The organism is Sphingomonas sp. SL1004, assembly GCF_057815015.1.
The window spans coordinates 1,692,353-1,711,621 of the sequence record NZ_JBYMUX010000001.1 but is presented as its reverse complement, the minus strand read 5'-3'; the positions used below and the strand labels follow the sequence as shown (position 1 = coordinate 1,711,621).

The following is a 19,269-nucleotide window of genomic DNA, read 5'->3' as shown; positions in this document are numbered from 1 at the left end:
ACCGTTAGGGCCGATCGTTGAACGCGGGATGAATTTTGTCTAGCGCTTCCCGCGTGCCCCAAATTCAGACAGCAACCCTGACGCCTTCGCAAGCCTCAATGATCGCCGCGCTCGTACCGCAACTCGACGCGAAGGCGATCGTCACCGATCCCGCCGATATCGATCCGTGGCTGCACGACTGGCGCGGCCGGTTCCACGGCGCCGCGCCCGCGATGCTCGCGCCGACCACGACCGCGGAGGTCGCGCGGATCGTCAAGGCCGCGGCTGAACATCGCGTGCCGCTGGTCGCACAGGGCGGCAACACCTCGATGGTCGGCGGCGCGACCGCCCCCGCCGATGGCAGTGCGCTAATCCTGTCGCTGCGCCGCATGAACACTATCCGCAGCGTCGACACGGACGCCGGGCTCGCGATCGCGGAGGCCGGCGTAATCCTCGCCGACCTCGACGGCGCCGCGCAAGGGCAGGGGTGGCGCTTCCCGCTGACGCTCGGCGCACGCGGGACCGCGACGATCGGCGGGCTCGTCTCGACCAACGCGGGCGGTACGCAGGTGCTCAAGTTCGGCACGATGCGTGGCCTCGTCGCAGGCGTCGAGGCGGTACTCGCCGACGGGACGATCCACGACGGCCTGTCCGCGCTGAAGAAGGACAATCGCGGCTACGACCTCGACCAGCTCTTCATCGGCGCAGAGGGCACGCTGGCAATCGTCACCGCCGCCACGCTCCGCCTCGCGCCCGCGATCGCGGCGCGCGGCACCGCGTGGGTCGGCATCGCCTCGCCGCAAGCCGCGCTGAAACTCCTGCGCACGATGCAGTCGAAGACCGACGCGATCGAGAGCTTCGAGATCCTCCCCGCCGAGTCGCTCGACGCGGCGGTCGCGCACCTCCCGAACGCCCGCGCGCCGCTCGCCGGCCGCCACCCCTGGAATCTTCTGATCGAGGCGACCTCCGCCACCACCGAAGGCGAATCTCCAACCGCGCTACTCGAACGCCTGCTCGGAAAGGCGCTCGAAGATGGCGCCATCGAAGACGCGACGATCGCCACCAGCGAAGCGCAGTCGGAGGCGTTCTGGCTGCTCCGCGATTCGCTGTCGGCCGCCGAACGCGCGCTCGGTCCGGCGACGCAGCACGACATCTCGATCCCGGTCGAGGCGATGCCGCGCTTCATGATCGAGGCGGCGACGGCGTGCGACGCGCGCTTTCCCGGTACGCACGCCAGCGGTTTTGGCCATCTCGGCGACGGCAACGTCCATTTCCACGTCCGCGCCGCACCCGGCACCGACCCCGCGCACTGGTATGCAAAGGTCGCGCCGGTAGTGACGCGCTTCGTCGGCGACCTCGTCGTTGCAGCGGGTGGCTCGATCTCCGCGGAGCATGGCATCGGCCAGATGAAGCGCGACGAACTCGAACGGCTGTCGTCGCCGGCGCGGATGACGGCGCTGCGGGCGATCAAGACTGCGTTCGATCCGCTCGGCATCCTGAACCCCGGAAAGCTCGTCACACTTGCACGCCCGCCCGGCGCACCATAGAGCCTCGCCCCAATCGGTGGCATGAGCCGCCGGCAGTATCCCGACAGATCGACCCCGGAGAGTATTATGGCCAGCGCCGCCCAGCTTCCGCTTTTCTACAATGGCCTCGAACCGCTTTCGAGCGACACGCACGCTAACTACAAGGTCCGCCCGCAGGACAGCGCGCCGTTCCTGGTCGGCCAGCACGCCATCCCGATCACCGTCGATGAATTCCCGCTGGTCCAGCGCCACATGCCGATCGTCTTTTCGACCGGCGAGGACGCGATCCCGCTCGCGCTGATGGGCCTGAACGAGGGCGTCAACGTGTTCGTGGACGGCGACGGCAAGCTGACCGAGAGCACCTTCTACGTCCCGGCCTATGTCCGCCGCTACCCGTACATGCTCGCCCGGCTTCACCCCGACGCGCAGGAGCTGTCGCTCTGCTTCGATCCCACCTCGCCGACGCTTGGCGAGTTTGAGGACGGCGATGCGCTGTTCGAGAACGGCCAGCCGTCCGAGCTGACCAAGAACATCCTCGGCTTCAACGAGTCGTTCGAACAGGCCGGCGCCCGCACGCAGAACTTCATGAACGAACTGCGCGAACTCGAGCTGCTCATGGACGGCGAAGTCACGATCCAGCCCGACGGCGCCGAGCAGCCGTTCGTCTATCGCGGCTTCCAGATGATCAACGAAGAGAAGCTGATCGACATGCGCGGCGATGCGCTGCGCAAGATGAGCAAGTCCGGCATGCTCCCGCTGCTGTACGCGCACCTGTTCTCGCTATCGCTGATGCGCGACATTTTCGCTCGCCAGGCACAGCTCGGCCAGACCCCGCAGCAGCAGATGCAGGCCCCCGCCTTTAACGTGTAAGGGCCGTACACATCTAAAAGGACCGCATATGGCAGCGCAGGATCGTTCGGATCGCTACTCGAGCGTAGCGATATGGTTTCATTGGACGATCGCGCTGCTGGTCGTGGTCAACCTGGCGATCGGGCTGTTGCACGATTCGATCCCGGCGCTGCGGGCGTGGATGGGCGCACACAAGGCGATCGGCCTCACCGTGCTCGTGCTGACCGCCGGGCGGGTCACCTGGCGGCTGGCCCACCGCCCGCCGCCTCTGCCCGCGCACATGCCGCTCTGGGAAAAGGGCCTCGCGCATTCCGCGCACGGCCTGTTGTACCTGTTGCTGGTCGCCATGCCGCTCACCGGCTGGCTGATGGTCTCGGGCAGTGCCAAGCGCCGTCCGCTCGACTGGTTCGGTCTGTTCGACGTCCCGTATCTGCCGGTCTCGACCGCGGCGGGCGGGCTCGGCCACGATGCCCATGCGGTGCTGGGCTGGCTGATGCTAGCGCTGGTGGTCGTGCATATCGCTGCGGCGCTGCGTCATCACCTGTTGCTGCGCGACGGCGTTCTGGCGCGCATGGCGCCCGTGCTGGACCGCCCCGAACCGTCCTGACCGAAATTATTTTGGATGCGGTGCAGCAGGGGTTGAACCAAAACGCTGCTCACCCATTTAGGTCCTGTACGGCATCGTGTCCCCCCCTTTCGCGGCGCCGTACGGTACGCTTTTAGCGTACCTCCTCCCTGAACCTAGGCCACTCCGTGCTACGCGCACGGGGTGGTTTTTTTTGGTCCGCACGGCATCCACGGCATGACTGTAGCAGTTCAGTAAAACACCCGATTGACGGATGCCGAATCGCACGCGATGATCCACCCATCGGATAGGCGTCGATCGAAACGCGGTCGTCGTCGCCGGGATCAGGGACTGTGCCACGCAGAGGACACTCGCGGGCGATATTGGGGGAACGGCGTTGCATAGACGGGATTTCCTGGCCGCGAGCGGCTTGGCATTGGGCGGTGGCGTATTGCCGACGTTCCTCGGGCGCGCGATCGCCGCAGAGGAGCTGGTCTCCACCATCGACGTCGCCGCGAAGAAGCGTCTCGCCGACGCCGCGCTCAATGCCGCCAAGGGGGCAGGGGCTAGCTATTGCGACGTCCGCGTCGGTCGCTACCTCCGCCAGTTCGTCATCACGCGCGAGAAGAACGTCGAGAACGTCGTCAGCACCGAATCGACCGGGGTCGGCGTCCGCGTCATCGCCAACGGCGCCTGGGGCTTCTCCGCCACCAACGAGATGACCGTCGATGCGGTCGCCAACGCCGCCAAGCTTGCCACCGCGATCGCCAAGGCCAACGCGAAGTCGCAGACCGCACCGGTCCAGCTCGCCTCCACGCCTGGCGTCGGCGAGGTGTCGTGGCGCACCCCCGTCAAGAAGAACGCGATGGCCGTACCGCTGAAGGAGAAGGTCGATCTGTTGCTCGGCGTCAACGCTGCGGCGACCGACGCCGGCGCGAGTTTCGTCAATTCGATCCTGTTCCTGGTCAACGAGCAGAAGTATTTCGCCTCGACCGACGGATCGTACATCGACCAGGACGTCCACCGCATCTGGGCGCCGCTGACGGTCACCGCGATCGACAAGGCGACCGGCAAGTTCCGCACCCGCGAAGGCCTCTCAGCGCCGATGGGCATGGGATTCGAATATCTCGACGGTGCGGCCTCGGGCAAGTTCGTCTCGCCCAACGGCGTCGTCAATTACGGCCTGTCCTACGACATGAAGGAGGACGCGATCGCTGCCGCCAAGCAGGCGCAGGCCAAGCTCAAGGCACCGACCGTCAAGCCCGGCAAATACGATCTGGTGCTCGATCCGTCGCACACTTGGCTGACGATCCATGAGTCGGTCGGCCATCCGCTCGAACTCGATCGCGTGCTCGGCTACGAAGCCAACTACGCCGGCACCTCGTTCGTCACCCTCGACAAGGTCAAGCAGCGCTTCCAGTACGGCAGCCCCGAAGTCTCGATCGTCGCCGACAAGACGCAATATGGCAGCCTCGGCGCGGTCGGTTTCGACGACGAGGGCGTGAAGACCAAGAAATGGGACCTGATCCGCGACGGCAAGCTGGTCGACTTGGAGGCGATCCGCGATCAGGCGCACATCATCGGCAAGTCGGCCTCGGACGGCTGCTGCTACGCCGACAACTGGGCCAACGTGCAGTTCCAGCGCATGCCCAACGTCAGCCTCGAGGCCGGCAAGAAGAAGCAGAGCGTCGCCGACATGATCGGTGGTGTCGAGAACGGCATCTACATCATCGGTGACGGATCCTTCTCGATCGACCAGCAACGCTATAACGCGCAGTTCGGCGGTCAGCTGTTCTATGAAATCAAGAACGGCAAGATCACGCAGCAGATCGAGGACGTCGCCTACCAGATCCGCACCCCGGAATTCTGGAACGCATGCGTCGGCGTATGCGACGCCAGCGACTACCGGATGGGCGGCTCGTTCTTCGACGGCAAGGGCCAGCCGAGCCAGGTGTCGACGGTGAGCCACGGCTCCTCGACCGCGCGCTTCAACGGCATCAACGTCATCAACACCGCCCGCTCGCTCGGCTGATAGGAGATATAGGTCATGAGCATCCTCACCGAAGAGCAGGCGCGCGCCATCCTCACCAAGGTCGTCGCGCTGTCGAAAGCCGACGAATGCACCGCGCAGCTGACGGGTTCGATCGACGGCAACATCCGGTTCGCGCTGAACAACATCTCGACCAGCGGCGTGATCAATAATTCCGATCTTGCCGTGCAGGTCGCGTTCGGCAAGCGCGTCGGCACCGCGACGATCAATCAGTTCGACGACGCGTCGCTCGAACGCGTCGTACGCCGTGCCGAAGACCTCGCGCGCCTGGCGCCCGAGAATCCGGAGTTCGTCCCCGCCGTCGCCAAGCAGGTCTACAAGCCGTCGCCGACGTTCAGCGCCGCAACCGCCGCGATCGATCCGGAATACCGCGCGAAGGTCGCCGGCGATTCGATCACCGCGTGCAAGGCCGAGAAACTGATCGCCGCTGGCTTCCTGCAGGACGGCCAGAGCTATGTCGCGTTCGCCAATTCGAAGGGCAATTTCGGATACCAGCGCGCCTCGTCGATGGATTACACCTGCACCGTCCGCTCCGAAGACGGTCGCGGCTCGGGCTGGGTCGGCCGAAGCCTGCAGGATTCGGCGGCGTTCAGCGCCTCCACCGACATCCGCACCGGCATCCGCAAGGCCTCCGCCTCGGTCGACGCGCGCGCGCTGGAGCCCGGCAAATACACCGTCATCCTCGAACCGGCGGCGGCGGCGGGGCTGATCAGCTTCATGATGAACTTCTTCGACGCGCGCCAAGCGGACGAAGGCCGCAGCTTCCTGTCCAAGAAGGGCGGCGGCAACAAGGTCGGCGAGCAGGTCTATGATCCGCGCGTCAACTTCACCGCCGACCCCTGGGCACCCGGGGCCGCGGTGATGCCGTGGGACGAGGAAGGGCTCCCGCGCGAGGCGATGCCGATCATCAAGGACGGCAAGATCGTCAACCTCAACTACTCGCGCTACTGGGCGCAGAAACAGGGCAAGCGCGCGGTCGGATCGCCGGGCAACCTGCTGATGGCAGGCGGCACCAAGTCGACCGCCGACCTGATCCGCGGCACCGAGCGCGGCATTCTCGTCTCGCGCACCTGGTACATCCGCATGGTCGATCCGCAGACCGTGCTGCTAACCGGCCTGACGCGCGACGGCACGTTCTACATCGAGAATGGCGAGATCAAATATCCGGTGAAGAACTTCCGCTTCAACGAAAGCCCGGTGATCATGCTCAACAACATCGATGAACTGGGCAAGCCGGTCCGCGTGGCGGGTGACGAGAGCTCGCTGGTGATGATGATCCCGCCGATGAAACTGCGCGATTTCACCTTCACCTCGCTGTCGGACGCGGTGTGATCTTGTCCGTCCCCCGATTGCACCACCCCGGCGAAGGCCGGGGCCCAATTGGGGGACGGAGCCAATCATGGACGGCGCGCCGTTACCATGACCATTCCAATTGGGCCCCGGCCTTCGCCGGGGTGGTGGCATGACACGGCGACGACAGACGACATGACCCGTCACGACTTCCTCAAACTCTTGGGCGCAGGTCTCGCCACCGCACTCCTCCCGCGCGCCGCCGCCGCCGCCGGCGCGTACGACTTCTGGTTCACCCGCCTCCGCTACCAATCGGGCGACTGGGACGTCGACCAGCGGATGCCGTCGAACATCATCACCTCGCTGATCGACTACACCAACCTCCGCGTCGACCCGAAGGAGCGCGTCGTCGCGCTCGCCGACCCGAAGATGCTGACCGCGCCGTTCTGCTACATGGCCGGGCACAAGCTGGTCGAATTCTCCCCCGCCGAACGCCGCAATTTCGAGCGCTATGTCCGCAGCGGCGGTTTCGTGCTGGTCGACGACTGCAACCACGATATCGACGGCCTGTTCGCGCAATCCTTCGAACGCCAGATGACCGCGATCTTCGGCCCGCGCGCGCTGCAAAAGCTGCTGCCGAAGCATCCGATCTACACCAGCTTCTTCAAGTTCACCGGACCGCCGGCGACCACGTTCGAGCTGAACGGCTGGGGCGACGATCTCGTCCATAATTACCTCAAGGGCATCACCATCGATGGTCGGCTCGGGCTGCTCTACAGCAACAAGGATTACGGGTGCGAATGGGACTACGACTGGCGCAACAAGCGCTTTCTCGCGCAGGACAATACCAAGTTCGGCGTCAATATCGTCATGTACGCCCTGACCGTCTGACCCAAGCCCGCCCGAGAGTGCTCCGATGACCGACATCACCGAAACCGACATTTCCGCTCAATTGGCCAAACTCGGCGATCTGCGTGCCGCGATCGGCCAGGCGATCGTCGGGCAGGAGGCGGTGGTCGAACAACTGCTGATCGCGCTGATCGCGGGCGGGCACTGCCTCATGGAAGGCGTTCCCGGCCTCGGCAAAACGCTGCTGGTGCGCTCGCTCGGCGAGGCGCTGGAGCTCGATTTCCGCCGCGTCCAGTTCACCCCCGATCTGATGCCGAGCGACATTCTCGGCACCGAATTGCTCGAAGAGGATCACGGCACCGGCAAGCGCCATTTCCGCTTCCAGCAAGGCCCGATCTTCACCAACCTGCTGCTCGCGGACGAACTCAATCGCACGCCCCCCAAGACTCAGGCCGCGCTGCTGGAGGCGATGCAGGAACGCACCGTCAGCTATGGCGGCACCACCTACACGCTGCCCGATCCGTTCTTCGTGCTGGCGACGCAGAACCCGATCGAGCAGGCCGGCACCTATCCGTTGCCTGAGGCGCAGCTCGACCGGTTCCTGCTCCACGTGCGCGTCGATTATCCGACCGAGGCGGAGGAGCGCGCGATCATTTCGCAGACCACCGGCAGCCGCACCGCAAAAGTGCCACGCGTGCTCGGCGCGGAGGACGTGCTGGTCCTGCGGCGCTGGGTACGCGACGTGCATCTGAGCGAGGACCTGCTCGACTGGATCACGCGGATCGTCCGCGCGAGCCGGCCGGGGGACGGGATGCCCGACGCCATCCGCAGCTACGTCCGCTGGGGTGCCGGCCCGCGCGCCGGCCAGTCGCTGGTGCTCGCCGCCAAGGCGCGCGCGCTGCTCCAGGGGCGGCTTGCCGCGACCCGCGACGACATCCTCGCGCTCGCCGCGCCGGTGCTGCGCCACCGCCTGATCCTGTCGTTCGCCGCCGAGGCTGAGGGCATCAGCCCCGACCAGGTCGTCGCGCGGCTGGTCGGTGCGGTGAGAGGGCCGGGTGCCTGAAACGCTGATACCGGCTGATGTCCGGCACAGGTTGAAGGCACTGTCGCTGGTCGCCCGCCGTGCGGTGGGCGATCGCGGCATCGGCCTGCACGCGAGCCACAGCCGCGGCACCGGCCTCGAATTCGCGCAATACCGGCCGTACGAGTTCGGCGACGAACCGCGCCAGATCGACTGGAAGCTCTACGCGCGCTCGGACCGCTTCTTCGTCCGCGAGGCCGAACGCGAGAGCCCGGTCGCGCTCTGGATCCTGCTCGATGCGAGTGCGTCGATGGCACAGGCGGACGCGCGCCGCCCCAAGTACGCGCGGCTCGACGCGGCCAAGGGGCTGGTCGCAGCGCTGGCCGAACTCGCGCTCGCACAAGGCGACCGGTTCGCCTTTGCCGCGCTACGCGACACTGGCCTGGCACTCACTCGCCCGGCGAGCGGCACCCGCCACCGCGATCGTCTCCATCTCGATCTCCACGCACTGGCGGCGGCAGGCGTCTTCCCCGAGGAACCGAAGCTCGCGCCCTTGTGGGAACGCATCGGCCAGCGCGATCTGGTTGTGATCCTGTCGGACTGGTTCGACCCGGCCTGCCTCGATCTCGCCCGCCGTCTGTCATCGGCAGGCCGCGAAGTGCTCGCGGTTCAGATCCTCACCATCGGCGAACGCGATTTCGATTACGACGGCGGCTACCGCTTCCGCGATCCCGAAACCGGCGAGGAACTGCTCGGCGACGGCGCCGCCCTCCGCGTGGAGTATCTGACCCGGTTCGCCGAAGCCAAGGCAGGACTTCACGCCGCGCTCGACGCTGCCGGCATCCGCCACGCCGAACTCGTCCTCGATCAGCCGCTCGACACGCCGTTGCAGCGCTTGTTCGGCCGCACCGGCAACCGGGCGGGCGGAGCATGACGCCGACGCTCCTGCTGCCGCTCGGTCTCGCCGCACTCACCGCGATTCTGCTGCCTCTCGTCCTCCATCTCGCGCGGAGGACCGAGCAACGCCCCACCGACTTCGCCGCACTCCGCTGGCTCCGGCAGAAACCACGTCCGCGCCACCGCCCGAAGTTCGACGAACTGCTGCTGCTAGCCGCCCGCATCCTCCTGCTGGCGCTGCTCGCCGTCTTCCTGGCAAGACCCGCGCTCCTCGATACCGAAGACGCCACCCCCATATTCGCGTTCGCGCCCGGCACCGATCCGACGACCGTCCCCCGTGGATCTAAAAGCCGAGCGGTATGGCTCATACCCGGCTTCCCTGCGACCGACTCACCCGCACCGCAAGGCACAGTCCCGATCGGCAGCCTGGTCCGCCAACTCGACGCAGATACCGCCGCGACCGCACCGCTGACCATCGTCGTCCCCGCCATCCTCAACGGCGCAGACGCCGAGCGCCCCCGCCTGTCGCACCGCGTCCGCTGGCAAGTCGTCCCCGGCGCAATGCCGCTAAGCAAACCTCATTCACCGCCCCTCAGCCTCGCACTCCGCACCGACACCGCACACGCGACCGGCGCACGCTACATCCGGGCAGCAACCAGCGCCCTCGATCTCGCCATCGATGTCGGCGATCCAACGCGCGGACTTCCGCCAAAAACCACCGCGCTAATATGGTTGGCGAGCGGCGCACTACCTGCAGCCGTTACCTACTGGATCGAGCAGGGTGGCATCGCGCTAGTCGCCAACGATACGATAATCGAAGCAGGCCCAACCGTCCCGGCATGGCGCGACGAGGCCGGCAAGACCCTTGCCGAAGCACATACGCAGGGCAGGGGGCACGTCGTCCGCCTCCTGCAGCCGCTCGACGCGATCGCGATGCCGGCACTCGCAGAACCCGACTTCCCGCGAGACCTCGCGCGCCTCCTCGCGCCCAATCCACCGCCAACGCGCGTCGAGGCGAGCGCGTACCGCCCGCTCACCGGCGGCCCGCCCCCGGCCAGCCAGTCGCGCGACCTCCGACCGTGGTTCGCACTCGCCATCGCCGCGGCTTGGTTGATGGAACGCTGGCTCGCGACCCGCGCCAGACGAGCGGCTGCGCCATGAGCGTAGAGTCCCCCGTAGCGAACTGGGCCAAGCCCGCACGTGCGCGGTCGATACGCGACGATGTCCTGCTCTCGGCGCCGATCATACTCGTCGCCATCGCGCTCGGCTGGCGCTTCGGAAGCCCCGTGATCGGTCTCGCGCTAGCCCTTGTCGGCACCATCGCTACCGCCCTGATCGCCCGCCACCGTGCCCGCCGCTACCATCGCCGCTGGCTGATCGCAGCGATCGACGCCACCCGCAGCGACGCCGAGGACAGCACCGACCTCCTCTTCGCCGACCCGGCAACCCTCAGTCCCTTCCAGAACCTGCAGCGCACGCGCGTCGAGGCAAGGCTAGCCGCCGAACCGACGCCCGATCTCTACGCCTCGCGATCCCAACGAACGACCATCGCCCTATGGCTGGCCGCCGCGATACTCATCGCCGCGATCGCCCTGTGGCCCGACCGGACCGCGCTCGGTGGCCCATTGTCCCCCGCACATGAAGGCGCAACCAGACCCGGCATTCCCGCGCTGACCGCACAACGCCTGACGATCGTCCCGCCAGCCTATACCGGCCTGCCGCCCCGCGCATTGGGCACGCTCGATGCGCGCGTCCCGGCGGGATCGCGGCTCGAATGGACGCTCGCCTTCGCGCCCGATCCTACCGCCGCCGCGCTCGCCGTCCTGAACGGAACACCCACGCCGCTCGCCCACGCCGGCAAAACCTGGACGGCAACCCGGATCGCATACCGTTCGCTCCTCTACCGCGTCGTCGCTCGCGACGGCCAACCCGCCCCGCCGCTCCACCGCATCGACGTCATCCTCGACCAGCCCCCGCGTATCCGCTTGGTCTCGCCCGCCGCGACGCTGATCCAGATGTCCCCTGGCCAGCGGACATGGTCGCTGTCGTTCGAAGCGACCGACGACTACGGCGTGCAACCGGTCGCCTCGCTCCGCCTCGTCGTCGCGCAGGGCGAAGGCGAGAACATCCGCTTCAGCGAGCGCACCATGACGCTCCGCGGCATCGGCGACCCCCGCCGCCGCATCTTCGCCACCACGATCGCGATCGCCGGTACAGGCTTTACCGAACCCGGCGATCTCGTCGCGCAACTCACCGTCGCCGACGCCCGCACGCCCTCGCCGCAACGCGTCGCCGGTCCCAGCGTCATCCTCCGCCGCCCGCCCGCCAGCGGCGCGGAAAGCGGGCTCGAGGCGATGACCCGACGCACCATGCCCGCCTATTTCAGCAGCCAGCGCCAAGTCATCATCGACGCCGAAGCGCTGCTCGCCGATCGCCCGCGCCCCGCACCCGACCGCTTCCTCGCACGCTCGGAGTCGATTGCCGACGATCAGCGTCTCTTGCGAATGCGCTACGGCCAATTCATGGGCGAGGAAGTCGGTGGCGGTGCGACCAACGCCATGCCGACCAGCGACGCCGAAGAGACGACCGGGCCCGCTGGGGATGAACACGCGGGCGAGCCCCCTCAGGCCGCCCCGCAATTCGGCCAGGAGACGGCGATCGTCGAGACCTACGGCCACACCCACGACGAATCCGAAGCCGCCACACTGCTCGATCCCGGCACCCGCGTGACGCTGAGGCAGGCGCTCGACAACATGCGCCAATCCGAGACCGCGCTCCGCCTCGGCGATCCCAGGCGCGCGCTGCCGTTCGCGTACAAAGCGCTGCGCTTCATCAAGCAGGTCCAGCAGGCAACGCGCATCTTCCTCGCGCGCACAGGATCGCAGCTGCCCCCGGTCGATCTCACACGCAGGTTGACGGGCGATCGTTCCGACATGGCCGCACGCACGCTCGCTTCGACGGCTGCGGACCCGATCGACGCGACCCCGTCCGCGATCTGGGCCGCACTCGACATGCGCAACGATGCGGGCACGCTGGAGGCACTCACCCGCTGGCTCCGCGCCAACGATGCGCGCGTCCCCGATCCGCTCGCACTGTCCGCCGCGATCGACGCGCTACGCCGCGATCCCGCTTGCGCGGCGTGTCGCGAAAAGCTCCGCGGCACGCTCTGGAGCGCGTTGCCCCGGCCGGCTCCGGGCCTGACCCGCCGCCCGACCGGCGACGCGGTCGGCCGCCGCTATCTGGATGCGCTGCCATGACCCTCGCACACGCCGTCGCGGGCATTCTGACGCTGGCCGTCATCCTCGGCTGGGTGCGTCTGATCCTTTGGCAGCACCGTGCTTCCACGGCGTCGCGCGCGCGGGGCTGGCGGCTGGCCGCGTTGCTAGTGCTGCAACCGGTCGCCGCAGCTTTGCTCTACTGCACGCTGTTCCCCCCTGAAGGAGCCGGAAAGGCGACCGGCGCGCTCGTCGTGGCCACAGCGAGCGCGCCGCGCTTCGTCACGATCGGATCGAACGAGCGACTGATCGCATTACGCGAGGCAAAAGGCATAGTCGGTGCCGAACACGCACCCGATCTCGGCACTGCGCTTCGGCGTCATCCTGACGTCGGCACGCTGCGGATCGTCGGTTCCGGCCTGGAACCACGCGATAGCCAGGCGACAGCCGGACGCGCGCTGGCCTTCGATCCCCCCGGCGAACCTAGCGGGCTGATCGCGCTGCAACCGCCTGCTCCAATGGCGCCCGGAGCAAGGTTTGCAGTGACGGCACGCGCCGGGGGCCTCGCCGGTGGATCGGCCGAGTTGCTCGATCCGGCTTCGCGGATCGTCGATACCCAACCGATCGGACCGTCCGGCGAGATTGCCCTCTCCGGCACCGCGCGGGCCGCAGGGACAGCGCTCTTCACGCTGCGCGTGCGCAACACATCGCGTACGATGGTCGAGCAAGCCGCAGTCCCTGTCTGGACCCCGATACCGGCCCCGGCGCGGATCGTTATCCTGGCCGGGGCACCGGGCCCGGAGGTCAAGTATCTACGCCGCTGGGCGACCGATGCCGCGCTGACGCCTAAGGTTCAGCTAAACGTCGGCGGCGGTGCATCGCTTGCCGATACGCCGCCCATTCTCACGACGGCGGCGCTCGCAAGGATCGATGCCGCGATCCTCGACGATCGCACCTGGGACGGGCTCGGCGCCAGCGGTCGACAGACGATGGCCGCTGCGGTGAGGGGCGGGATGGGGCTGGTGGTGCGGATCACCGGGCCGGTGCCGCGCGGCTGGCAGGTGCTCGGCCTGACCGCACCCGGCACCGCCGATACCGCGCCGGTAACGCTGCCGCCCGAAGCTCCCAGCGACGAAGCGCTCGCCGCACGCCGCGGTCCCGGCACGCGCGACGCCCCCGCCTCGATCGCAGGCGCGCGCGATACCGTGCCGGCGCTTACACGGCAGGCGGTGACGATCACCGGCGGCACGCCGATCCTTCGCGACACCCGCGGTGCGATCCTTGCGGCATCGCGCAGCAACGGTCGTGGCCGGGTCGCGCTGGTCACGCTGCAGGACAGTTTCGCGCTCGTCACCAGCGGTCATAGCGACGCGCATGCCGAACTCTGGAGCGAGCTCGTCTCCACCGTCGCCCGGCGTCAACCAGGCGCAATGGCGCAAATCGAGGCGCCCGCATTTGCCGGCCAACGCATCGCGATCTGCGGCACCGGGTCGGCAACCGTCACCGATCCCAACGGTATCGTCGGTCGAGCGCTCGCCGATCCCGCCACGCGGTGTGCCGGCTATTGGCCGACCGCCGGCGGCTGGCATCGCCTGTCGGGACCGGCAGCACGACCGTTCTATGTCTACCCTGCCGAAGCACTGCCTGCGATCCGCGCGAATGACCGGCGCGATGCCACGCTACGTCTTGCCGGGGGCGGCAACGGCGCGGGCATTGCAAGCGTGGAGAGCCGGCGCGGACCATCCTGGCCGTGGTTCGTCGGCTGGCTCGTGATCGCCGGGCTGCTCTGGTGGCTGGAACGCGCACGGATCGGCCGAACCAACGCGGCGCACTAAGGCGTTCCGGAAACTCGGGACAGAACGAAGTCCGCGCCTGCACGCGACAGGTGCTGCGGATCGATGAAGAACGGCACGCCGTACTGGCTCGTCCGGCAACGGCGTGCGTCGCACAGGATGTCGCGCAACACGATCAGCCGAACGCCCGGCACCGCGGCGGCACTCGCCGCGACGATCCGGCTCGCGTCATCGTCGATCGGCGCGACGAACGCGATCGGCACGTGGCCGTTGCCCGCATCGAGCCCGGGAACGACGCGCCGCTCGATCGCGCTTCGTGCCGGCAGGAACGCGCTCCACGCATGCAGCGCCGGATCGAAATTTATCCACGGCACGTCGCCGAGCACCCAGACGCTCTTCCCCGCCTTGCGCAGGGTCGTCAGCGTTCGGACGAGCGCGATCCGCAGTTCGGCGTCGTTCGACCGACCCAGATGCACCGGGTCCGTATCGATCAGGCCATCGCCGATCGCGCGTGCCCGTACGCTGAACGGCGATTGCCAGAATGCGGTGAGCACGACCAGTTTCACGCGCGGATCCGCCGCCGCGCGTGCGATCGCGGCGGCGTTGAACGCGGCACAGGCCTGCGATGCGCCCGGGTGCTCGGTCAGCCGCAGGGTCGCGCCAAGCAGCGGCGGGCACGACGCTGCGGTCATCTGCAGCACGCCGTATCCCTCGCGCCCGACCCTATCGCGCAGTGCATCGCCCAGCGCGGACGCGTGGCTGTCTCCCAGCAATACGACGAGCGGTCCGGTGCCGGGCGGTGCGCAGGCGGGCGCCAGGTTCGGACGTTCGACACCATAGCCGGCAAGGCACGGGCTGGCATGGCTCGCGCCCAGCATTGCCTGGATGCGTGTACCCGAGGCTCCGACCCGCGCTGGTAACCCGCCTAAGATCGCGACGCCGCTGAACACCGCGATGCATCCCGCCAGCGCCGCGCCGTAGCGAACCAGCGTCGTGCGATCCGCGCGCGGATGCCGCGTCGGTCGCCGAAACGGTCGCTCGACATAGCGCCAGCACAGATAGGCCGGTACGATCGATCCGAACCCGACGGCGACGAGCAGCGCGGGCGGCACGTTCCCCGCCGCGCAAATCCGCACCAACGCGAGCAGGGGCCAGTGCAGCAGGTACCAGGAATAGGAGAGCAATCCGATCGCCACCAACGGCCGGCTTGCGAGCACGTACCGGTTGATGCCGCTGGTCGGCGCTGCGATCAGCGCAGCGGTCCCGAGCGTCGGTAGCAATGCGGCATAGCCCGGAAAGCGGACATGCTCGTCGAACAGCGTAACGGCAGCAACGATCGCCGCTATTCCGACCGCGGCGAGCCATTGTTGCGCCGTTGCCGACGCCCGATGGCCCCCGGCATGCGCGATCGCCAGCGCGACGCCGATACCCAGCTCCCAGGCGCGCGTCGGCAACAGGTAGAACGCCTCGACCGGCCGCACGGGTGTCGCCAGCACGGAGATCGCGAGCGACACCGCCACCAGCATCAATGTCGCGCGCAACGCAGCCTCGATCTTCAGCCGGCGCAGGAACAGCAGGAACGGCGGCAGCAGGACGTAGAATTGCTCTTCGATGCCGAGCGACCATGTCATCAGGAACGGCTCGAGCCGTGCGTCGGGCACGAAATAATCGATGCTGTGGACGAACCAGAGGTTCGACACGCCGAGCAGCGCCGCCGCGATTGCGATCGCCAGCGTCTTGAGTTCGCCTGGGCCCAGCAGCACGAGCCCTAGCAGCAGCGTCGCCAGCGACGTCGCGATCAGCGCGGGCAGGATGCGGCGTGCCCGTCGCGCATAGAAGGCGGCGAACCCGAATTGTCCCTCGCCGATCTCGCGGTTGACGATCCCGCCGATCAGATAGCCCGAAATCACGAAGAAGATATCGACGCCGGCAAACCCGCCCGACACGCCGCCGACGCCCGTATGGAACGCGACGACCGCGATGACGGCAAGCGCGCGCAGGCCGTCGATGTCGCCGCGATAGGCGAGGGGGCGGTGCGGGATCGGCGGCACGGACGCGGTGTCCGATGGAATCGTCATCGTCCTGACCCTATGGCCGATACATGGAGAACTGGTTGCTAGGCGGCCGTCATTATTGCGGGGCGTGGCGCGGGCGGAACAGGCGACCGCCCTCGACCCAGAACACGATCACCAGCGCGCCGAGCCCGATGCACAGGTAACCGATCGCCAGCGGATAGGTCGTTCCGTCATACGCTTGCCCGATCGCCGACCCGACAGCGACTGCGCCAAGGCTGGTGATGAACCCTTGGATCGACGACGCGGTGCCGGCGATGTGGCCGACCGGCTCCATCGCCATCGCCCCGAAATTGGAGCCGCATAGGCCTATGCACGTCATGCTGAGCGCTTGGAACGCGATGTAGCTCCAGAGCGATTCCGCGCCACCGGCGATGATCCCGATATGGATCACCGACAAGGCGATCAGCGCGACGATGCCCGCCTGCGAGATCAGCCGCGTGCCGAGCCGCTCGACCAGGCGGCTGTTGGCGAACGAGGCACAGCCCATCGCAAATGCGCAGATCGCGAACAACAAGGTAAACCGGTCGCCCGCGCCGAACTCGTCGACGAAGATCTGTTGCGCCGACGAGACGAACGCGATGACCCCGCCGAAGGTCAGCGATGCGGCAACCGAATAGCCGAGCGAAAACCGGTTGCCGAGCGTCAGCCGGTAGGCATGGGCCAGGGTCGCGATCGAGATTGGGATCCGTCGTTCGCGCGGCAGCGTCTCGGGCAGGCGCGCCGCCGACCAGGCCAGGATCACCGCCGCGAACGTCGCCAGCGCGTAGAAGATGAAGCGCCAGGGCCCGATCGCCAACAGCATCTGGCCAAGGCTCGGCGCGATGATCGGCACCAGGAAGAAGATCATCTGTGCCAGCGACAGCGTCTTCGCCATCCGTCGGCCGGAATAGCTGTCACGGACGATCGCCACCGCCAGCACGCGCGTCGAGGCGGACATCAGCCCTTGCAGGATTCTCGCGCAGATCAGCGCGGTGAAGGTCTGCGATCCGGCCGCGAAGATGCTCGCTGCGACGAACCCCACCAACGTGACGAGCAGGATCGGACGCCGGCCATAGCGATCGGCGAGCGGCCCATAGATGAGCTGGCCGATTCCGAATCCGAACAGATAGGCAGTGACGATCCATTGCCGCGAATTGGCGGTGGCGGCGTGCAGCTCCCGGCCGATCGCGGGCAGCGCCGGCAGCATCAGGTCGACGCCGAGTGCGTTGACCGCCATGATCGCCGCGATGAACGCGACGAACTCGCGGCGGTGCAGGCCGACATGCGGCACGGGTTGGACTGGCATTTCGGAGTCGAGTGAGGTCATGGCGTCCGCGTAGTGCCATGCGCCGCATTCCGCCATGCGCGACTGTCGATCCCCGTCCGGCCGATCCCCGTCCGGCCGATCCCCGTCCGGCCGATCCCCGTCCGGCCGATCCCCGTCCGGCCGATCCCTGTCCTGCCAATCCATGTCCGGCGTACGATCATTCCTCGCCGGGCAATGGTGGCGTATCCGACCGGACCAGTTCGACGATATCGACCTTGTGGTTTTTCCAGCCACGCGTCGCCGCCGCCTCGACCGCGAGGCTCTTGGTCCTGCGCGCTTCGGCAAGCGACTTGCTGTGCCCCCAGAACACCTCGGTCTTACCGTTGCCGAGCTCGGCGACGATCCGCCAGTAATGCGTCAGATCGAGCGCGGTTGGCCCGATCGTCTTGACGTACCCGTCCGGCAGGGACGCGGTCAGATAGGTCTTTTTCTTCGCCATGTTCGCATCCGTTACAGATTTGCGATGCGCGATCGATCAAAAATCCGCCTTCACGACAGCGTCAGGGATCCAAAGCCCGCCAGCAACGCTCATCCGGGAACGACGATGTAGGAGCCACGATGCCGATCAAGACCGCCGCCGAAGTCTTCACGAAGCTCGATCTCGAACTGAAGCCGGATCCGTCGCGCACCGTGATCCGCCCGTTCAGCTTCGACTATCCGTCCGCGTTCAAGGATGGGCGGCCATCGCGTCCGGAAATGGTGTTCGACCGCATCCGCGCGCTCGACCCGGCGATGCGAACGCGGATGCTCGCGTTGCTCGAAAAGCCGATGAACGAACGCCATCGCGGCGCCGACCAGGTGTTCCTTCGACGGTTCGAGGACATGCGCGACCAGATCGGCGACGGCGACGTCGACGATGACGAGAAGTTGCTGATCGGCGCGTATTTCAGCCAGGAATACGCGTTCGAATCCGCCGCATTGTTCAACCCCAGCATGGTCCGCCTGCCCAACGAAACCCCGAGCGAGGGCGGCGTGCGGTTCCTGTTGTCGCTGCGCGGCATCGGCGAAGGCCATATCTCGTCGGTCACGTTCCGGACCGGCGAATGGGGGCCGGGCGACCGGCTAGTGCTCGACCCGCCCAGCGCGCACGGCGTGCCACCACAGATCGAACGTGACGTAGAGGGCTGGGTCCGGCTCGCCTGCCAGGACAGCCAGGACGTGTCGGAGACAGTGATCTTTCCGGTCCTGCCCAGCCAACGTCAGGGCGTCGAGGATCTCCGGCTCGTGAACTTTACGGATCACGACGGCGTCGAAAGCATCATCGGGACCTATACCGCCTATGACGGCAAGGATGCGCGGCAGGAGATGCTGCGCGGGATCGACCTGCGCACGTTCGAGATGCGACCGCTGGCGGGCTCGATGACCGGCTACAAGGGCATGGCATTGTTTCCCCGGCGGATCGACGGGCAGTTCGTGATGCTCGGCCGTCAGGACAGCGAGAATATCTGGCTGCTGCGCTCCGACGATCTCTACACCTGGGATGAGGGCGCACCGATCATGAAGCCCAAATATCCCTGGGAGTTCGTCCAGCTAGGCAATTGCGGATCGCCGATCGAGATCGACGAGGGCTGGCTGGTCTTCACCCACGGTGTCGGCATGGTCCGCGGCTATTGCATCGGCGCCTGCCTGCTCGACAAGGCGGACCCATCGAAGGTCCTTGCCCGCACGCCGTCGCCGCTGCTGTTCCCCAGCGCAGAGCAACGCGGCGGCTACGTCCCGAACGTCACCTACAGCTGCGGCGGCCTGTTGCACGGCCGCCGCATCCTGCTGCCCTACGCGATCGGCGACGAATACAGCGCCTTCGCGGTCGCCGACGTCGACGACATTCTTGCCGTGATGGAGTGAGCGCGGCGC

At 67.3% G+C, this 19,269-nt stretch carries 16 protein-coding genes; 12 read left to right on the top strand and 4 right to left on the bottom strand.

Annotated features, from left to right (window positions below):
• Window positions 1–98 precede the first annotated feature (98 nt).
• The 11 genes from AC3D24_RS07655 (at window position 99) to AC3D24_RS07605 (ending at window position 14,076) form a co-directional block, all read left to right on the top strand.
• The gene (locus AC3D24_RS07655) at window positions 99–1,526 is read left to right on the top strand and encodes an FAD-binding oxidoreductase (RefSeq protein ID WP_489029538.1); all 1,428 of its coding nucleotides are present in this window, start codon (window positions 99–101) and stop codon (window positions 1,524–1,526) included.
• A gap of 66 nt (window positions 1,527–1,592) precedes the next feature.
• The gene (locus AC3D24_RS07650; RefSeq protein WP_489029536.1) at window positions 1,593–2,375 is read left to right on the top strand and encodes a SapC family protein; all 783 of its coding nucleotides are present in this window, start codon (window positions 1,593–1,595) and stop codon (window positions 2,373–2,375) included.
• A gap of 28 nt (window positions 2,376–2,403) precedes the next feature.
• Window positions 2,404–2,961 carry a cytochrome b gene (locus AC3D24_RS07645; protein ID WP_489029534.1) on the top strand — a complete coding sequence of 186 codons (558 nt, stop codon included), beginning with the start codon at window positions 2,404–2,406 and terminating at the stop codon, window positions 2,959–2,961.
• A 355-nt stretch (window positions 2,962–3,316) separates the two neighbouring features.
• Window positions 3,317–4,951, top strand: a complete 1,635-nt coding sequence (locus AC3D24_RS07640; RefSeq protein WP_489029532.1) for a TldD/PmbA family protein — start codon at window positions 3,317–3,319, stop codon at window positions 4,949–4,951.
• Window positions 4,952–4,966: 15 nt separating this feature from the next.
• Entirely contained in the window at window positions 4,967–6,301 is a 1,335-nt protein-coding gene (locus AC3D24_RS07635) for a TldD/PmbA family protein (protein WP_489029530.1), read from the top strand.
• Window positions 6,302–6,454: 153 nt separating this feature from the next.
• Window positions 6,455–7,150, top strand: coding sequence for a DUF4159 domain-containing protein (locus AC3D24_RS07630; RefSeq protein WP_489029528.1), 696 nt, complete (start codon window positions 6,455–6,457; stop codon window positions 7,148–7,150).
• Between the two features lie 25 nt (window positions 7,151–7,175).
• Window positions 7,176–8,171 carry an AAA family ATPase gene (locus AC3D24_RS07625; RefSeq protein WP_489029526.1) on the top strand — a complete coding sequence of 332 codons (996 nt, stop codon included), beginning with the start codon at window positions 7,176–7,178 and terminating at the stop codon, window positions 8,169–8,171.
• Window positions 8,164–9,063, top strand: coding sequence for a DUF58 domain-containing protein (locus AC3D24_RS07620; RefSeq protein ID WP_489029524.1), 900 nt, complete (start codon window positions 8,164–8,166; stop codon window positions 9,061–9,063). Before AC3D24_RS07625 ends, AC3D24_RS07620 begins: the two co-directional genes overlap by 8 nt.
• Window positions 9,060–10,187 (top strand): BatA domain-containing protein, encoded by a 1,128-nt coding sequence (locus tag AC3D24_RS07615; RefSeq protein ID WP_489029522.1) that lies wholly within the window; start codon window positions 9,060–9,062, stop codon window positions 10,185–10,187. The genes AC3D24_RS07620 and AC3D24_RS07615 overlap by 4 nt, the downstream gene beginning before the upstream one ends.
• On the top strand, window positions 10,184–12,283 hold the full coding sequence (locus tag AC3D24_RS07610) for a DUF4175 domain-containing protein (protein WP_489029520.1): 2,100 nt from the start codon (window positions 10,184–10,186) through the stop codon (window positions 12,281–12,283). Before AC3D24_RS07615 ends, AC3D24_RS07610 begins: the two co-directional genes overlap by 4 nt.
• Window positions 12,280–14,076 carry a carboxypeptidase regulatory-like domain-containing protein gene (locus tag AC3D24_RS07605; RefSeq protein ID WP_489029519.1) on the top strand — a complete coding sequence of 599 codons (1,797 nt, stop codon included), beginning with the start codon at window positions 12,280–12,282 and terminating at the stop codon, window positions 14,074–14,076. The genes AC3D24_RS07610 and AC3D24_RS07605 overlap by 4 nt, the downstream gene beginning before the upstream one ends.
• Here AC3D24_RS07605 and AC3D24_RS07600 read toward each other — a convergent pair.
• Genes AC3D24_RS07600 through AC3D24_RS07585 form a run of 4 tightly spaced genes read right to left on the bottom strand, consistent with a single transcriptional unit; the run spans window position 14,073 to window position 17,854 of the window.
• Entirely contained in the window at window positions 14,073–16,112 is a 2,040-nt protein-coding gene (locus AC3D24_RS07600; RefSeq protein ID WP_489029517.1) for an acyltransferase family protein, read from the bottom strand. The two genes, AC3D24_RS07605 and AC3D24_RS07600, sit on opposite strands and share 4 nt — an antisense overlap.
• A gap of 52 nt (window positions 16,113–16,164) precedes the next feature.
• Window positions 16,165–17,415 (bottom strand): multidrug effflux MFS transporter, encoded by a 1,251-nt coding sequence (locus AC3D24_RS07595; protein ID WP_489029515.1) that lies wholly within the window; start codon window positions 17,413–17,415, stop codon window positions 16,165–16,167.
• Window positions 17,412–17,576, bottom strand: coding sequence for a hypothetical protein (locus AC3D24_RS07590; protein WP_489029513.1), 165 nt, complete (start codon window positions 17,574–17,576; stop codon window positions 17,412–17,414). The genes AC3D24_RS07595 and AC3D24_RS07590 overlap by 4 nt, the downstream gene beginning before the upstream one ends.
• On the bottom strand, window positions 17,573–17,854 hold the full coding sequence (locus tag AC3D24_RS07585) for a hypothetical protein (protein ID WP_489029511.1): 282 nt from the start codon (window positions 17,852–17,854) through the stop codon (window positions 17,573–17,575). The genes AC3D24_RS07590 and AC3D24_RS07585 overlap by 4 nt, the downstream gene beginning before the upstream one ends.
• Before the next feature lie 119 nt (window positions 17,855–17,973).
• Here AC3D24_RS07585 and AC3D24_RS07580 point away from each other — a divergent pair, with 119 nt between their 5' ends.
• Window positions 17,974–19,260, top strand: coding sequence for a glycoside hydrolase family 130 protein (locus AC3D24_RS07580; RefSeq protein WP_489029509.1), 1,287 nt, complete (start codon window positions 17,974–17,976; stop codon window positions 19,258–19,260).
• The last annotated feature ends 9 nt before the right edge of the window (window positions 19,261–19,269 follow it).

Coding starts and splice junctions, on each gene's coding strand:
- AC3D24_RS07655 (WP_489029538.1), top strand. CDS start 99: ATGATCGCCGCGCTCGTACCGCAACTCGACGCGAAGGCGATCGTCACC.
- AC3D24_RS07650 (WP_489029536.1), top strand. CDS start 1,593: ATGGCCAGCGCCGCCCAGCTTCCGCTTTTCTACAATGGCCTCGAACCG.
- AC3D24_RS07645 (WP_489029534.1), top strand. CDS start 2,404: ATGGCAGCGCAGGATCGTTCGGATCGCTACTCGAGCGTAGCGATATGG.
- AC3D24_RS07635 (WP_489029530.1), top strand. CDS start 4,967: ATGAGCATCCTCACCGAAGAGCAGGCGCGCGCCATCCTCACCAAGGTC.
- AC3D24_RS07630 (WP_489029528.1), top strand. CDS start 6,455: ATGACCCGTCACGACTTCCTCAAACTCTTGGGCGCAGGTCTCGCCACC.
- AC3D24_RS07625 (WP_489029526.1), top strand. CDS start 7,176: ATGACCGACATCACCGAAACCGACATTTCCGCTCAATTGGCCAAACTC.
- AC3D24_RS07615 (WP_489029522.1), top strand. CDS start 9,060: ATGACGCCGACGCTCCTGCTGCCGCTCGGTCTCGCCGCACTCACCGCG.
- AC3D24_RS07610 (WP_489029520.1), top strand. CDS start 10,184: ATGAGCGTAGAGTCCCCCGTAGCGAACTGGGCCAAGCCCGCACGTGCG.
- AC3D24_RS07605 (WP_489029519.1), top strand. CDS start 12,280: ATGACCCTCGCACACGCCGTCGCGGGCATTCTGACGCTGGCCGTCATC.
- AC3D24_RS07600 (WP_489029517.1), bottom strand. CDS start 16,112: ATGACGATTCCATCGGACACCGCGTCCGTGCCGCCGATCCCGCACCGC.
- AC3D24_RS07595 (WP_489029515.1), bottom strand. CDS start 17,415: ATGACCTCACTCGACTCCGAAATGCCAGTCCAACCCGTGCCGCATGTC.
- AC3D24_RS07590 (WP_489029513.1), bottom strand. CDS start 17,576: ATGATCGTACGCCGGACATGGATTGGCAGGACAGGGATCGGCCGGACG.
- AC3D24_RS07585 (WP_489029511.1), bottom strand. CDS start 17,854: ATGGCGAAGAAAAAGACCTATCTGACCGCGTCCCTGCCGGACGGGTAC.
- AC3D24_RS07580 (WP_489029509.1), top strand. CDS start 17,974: ATGCCGATCAAGACCGCCGCCGAAGTCTTCACGAAGCTCGATCTCGAA.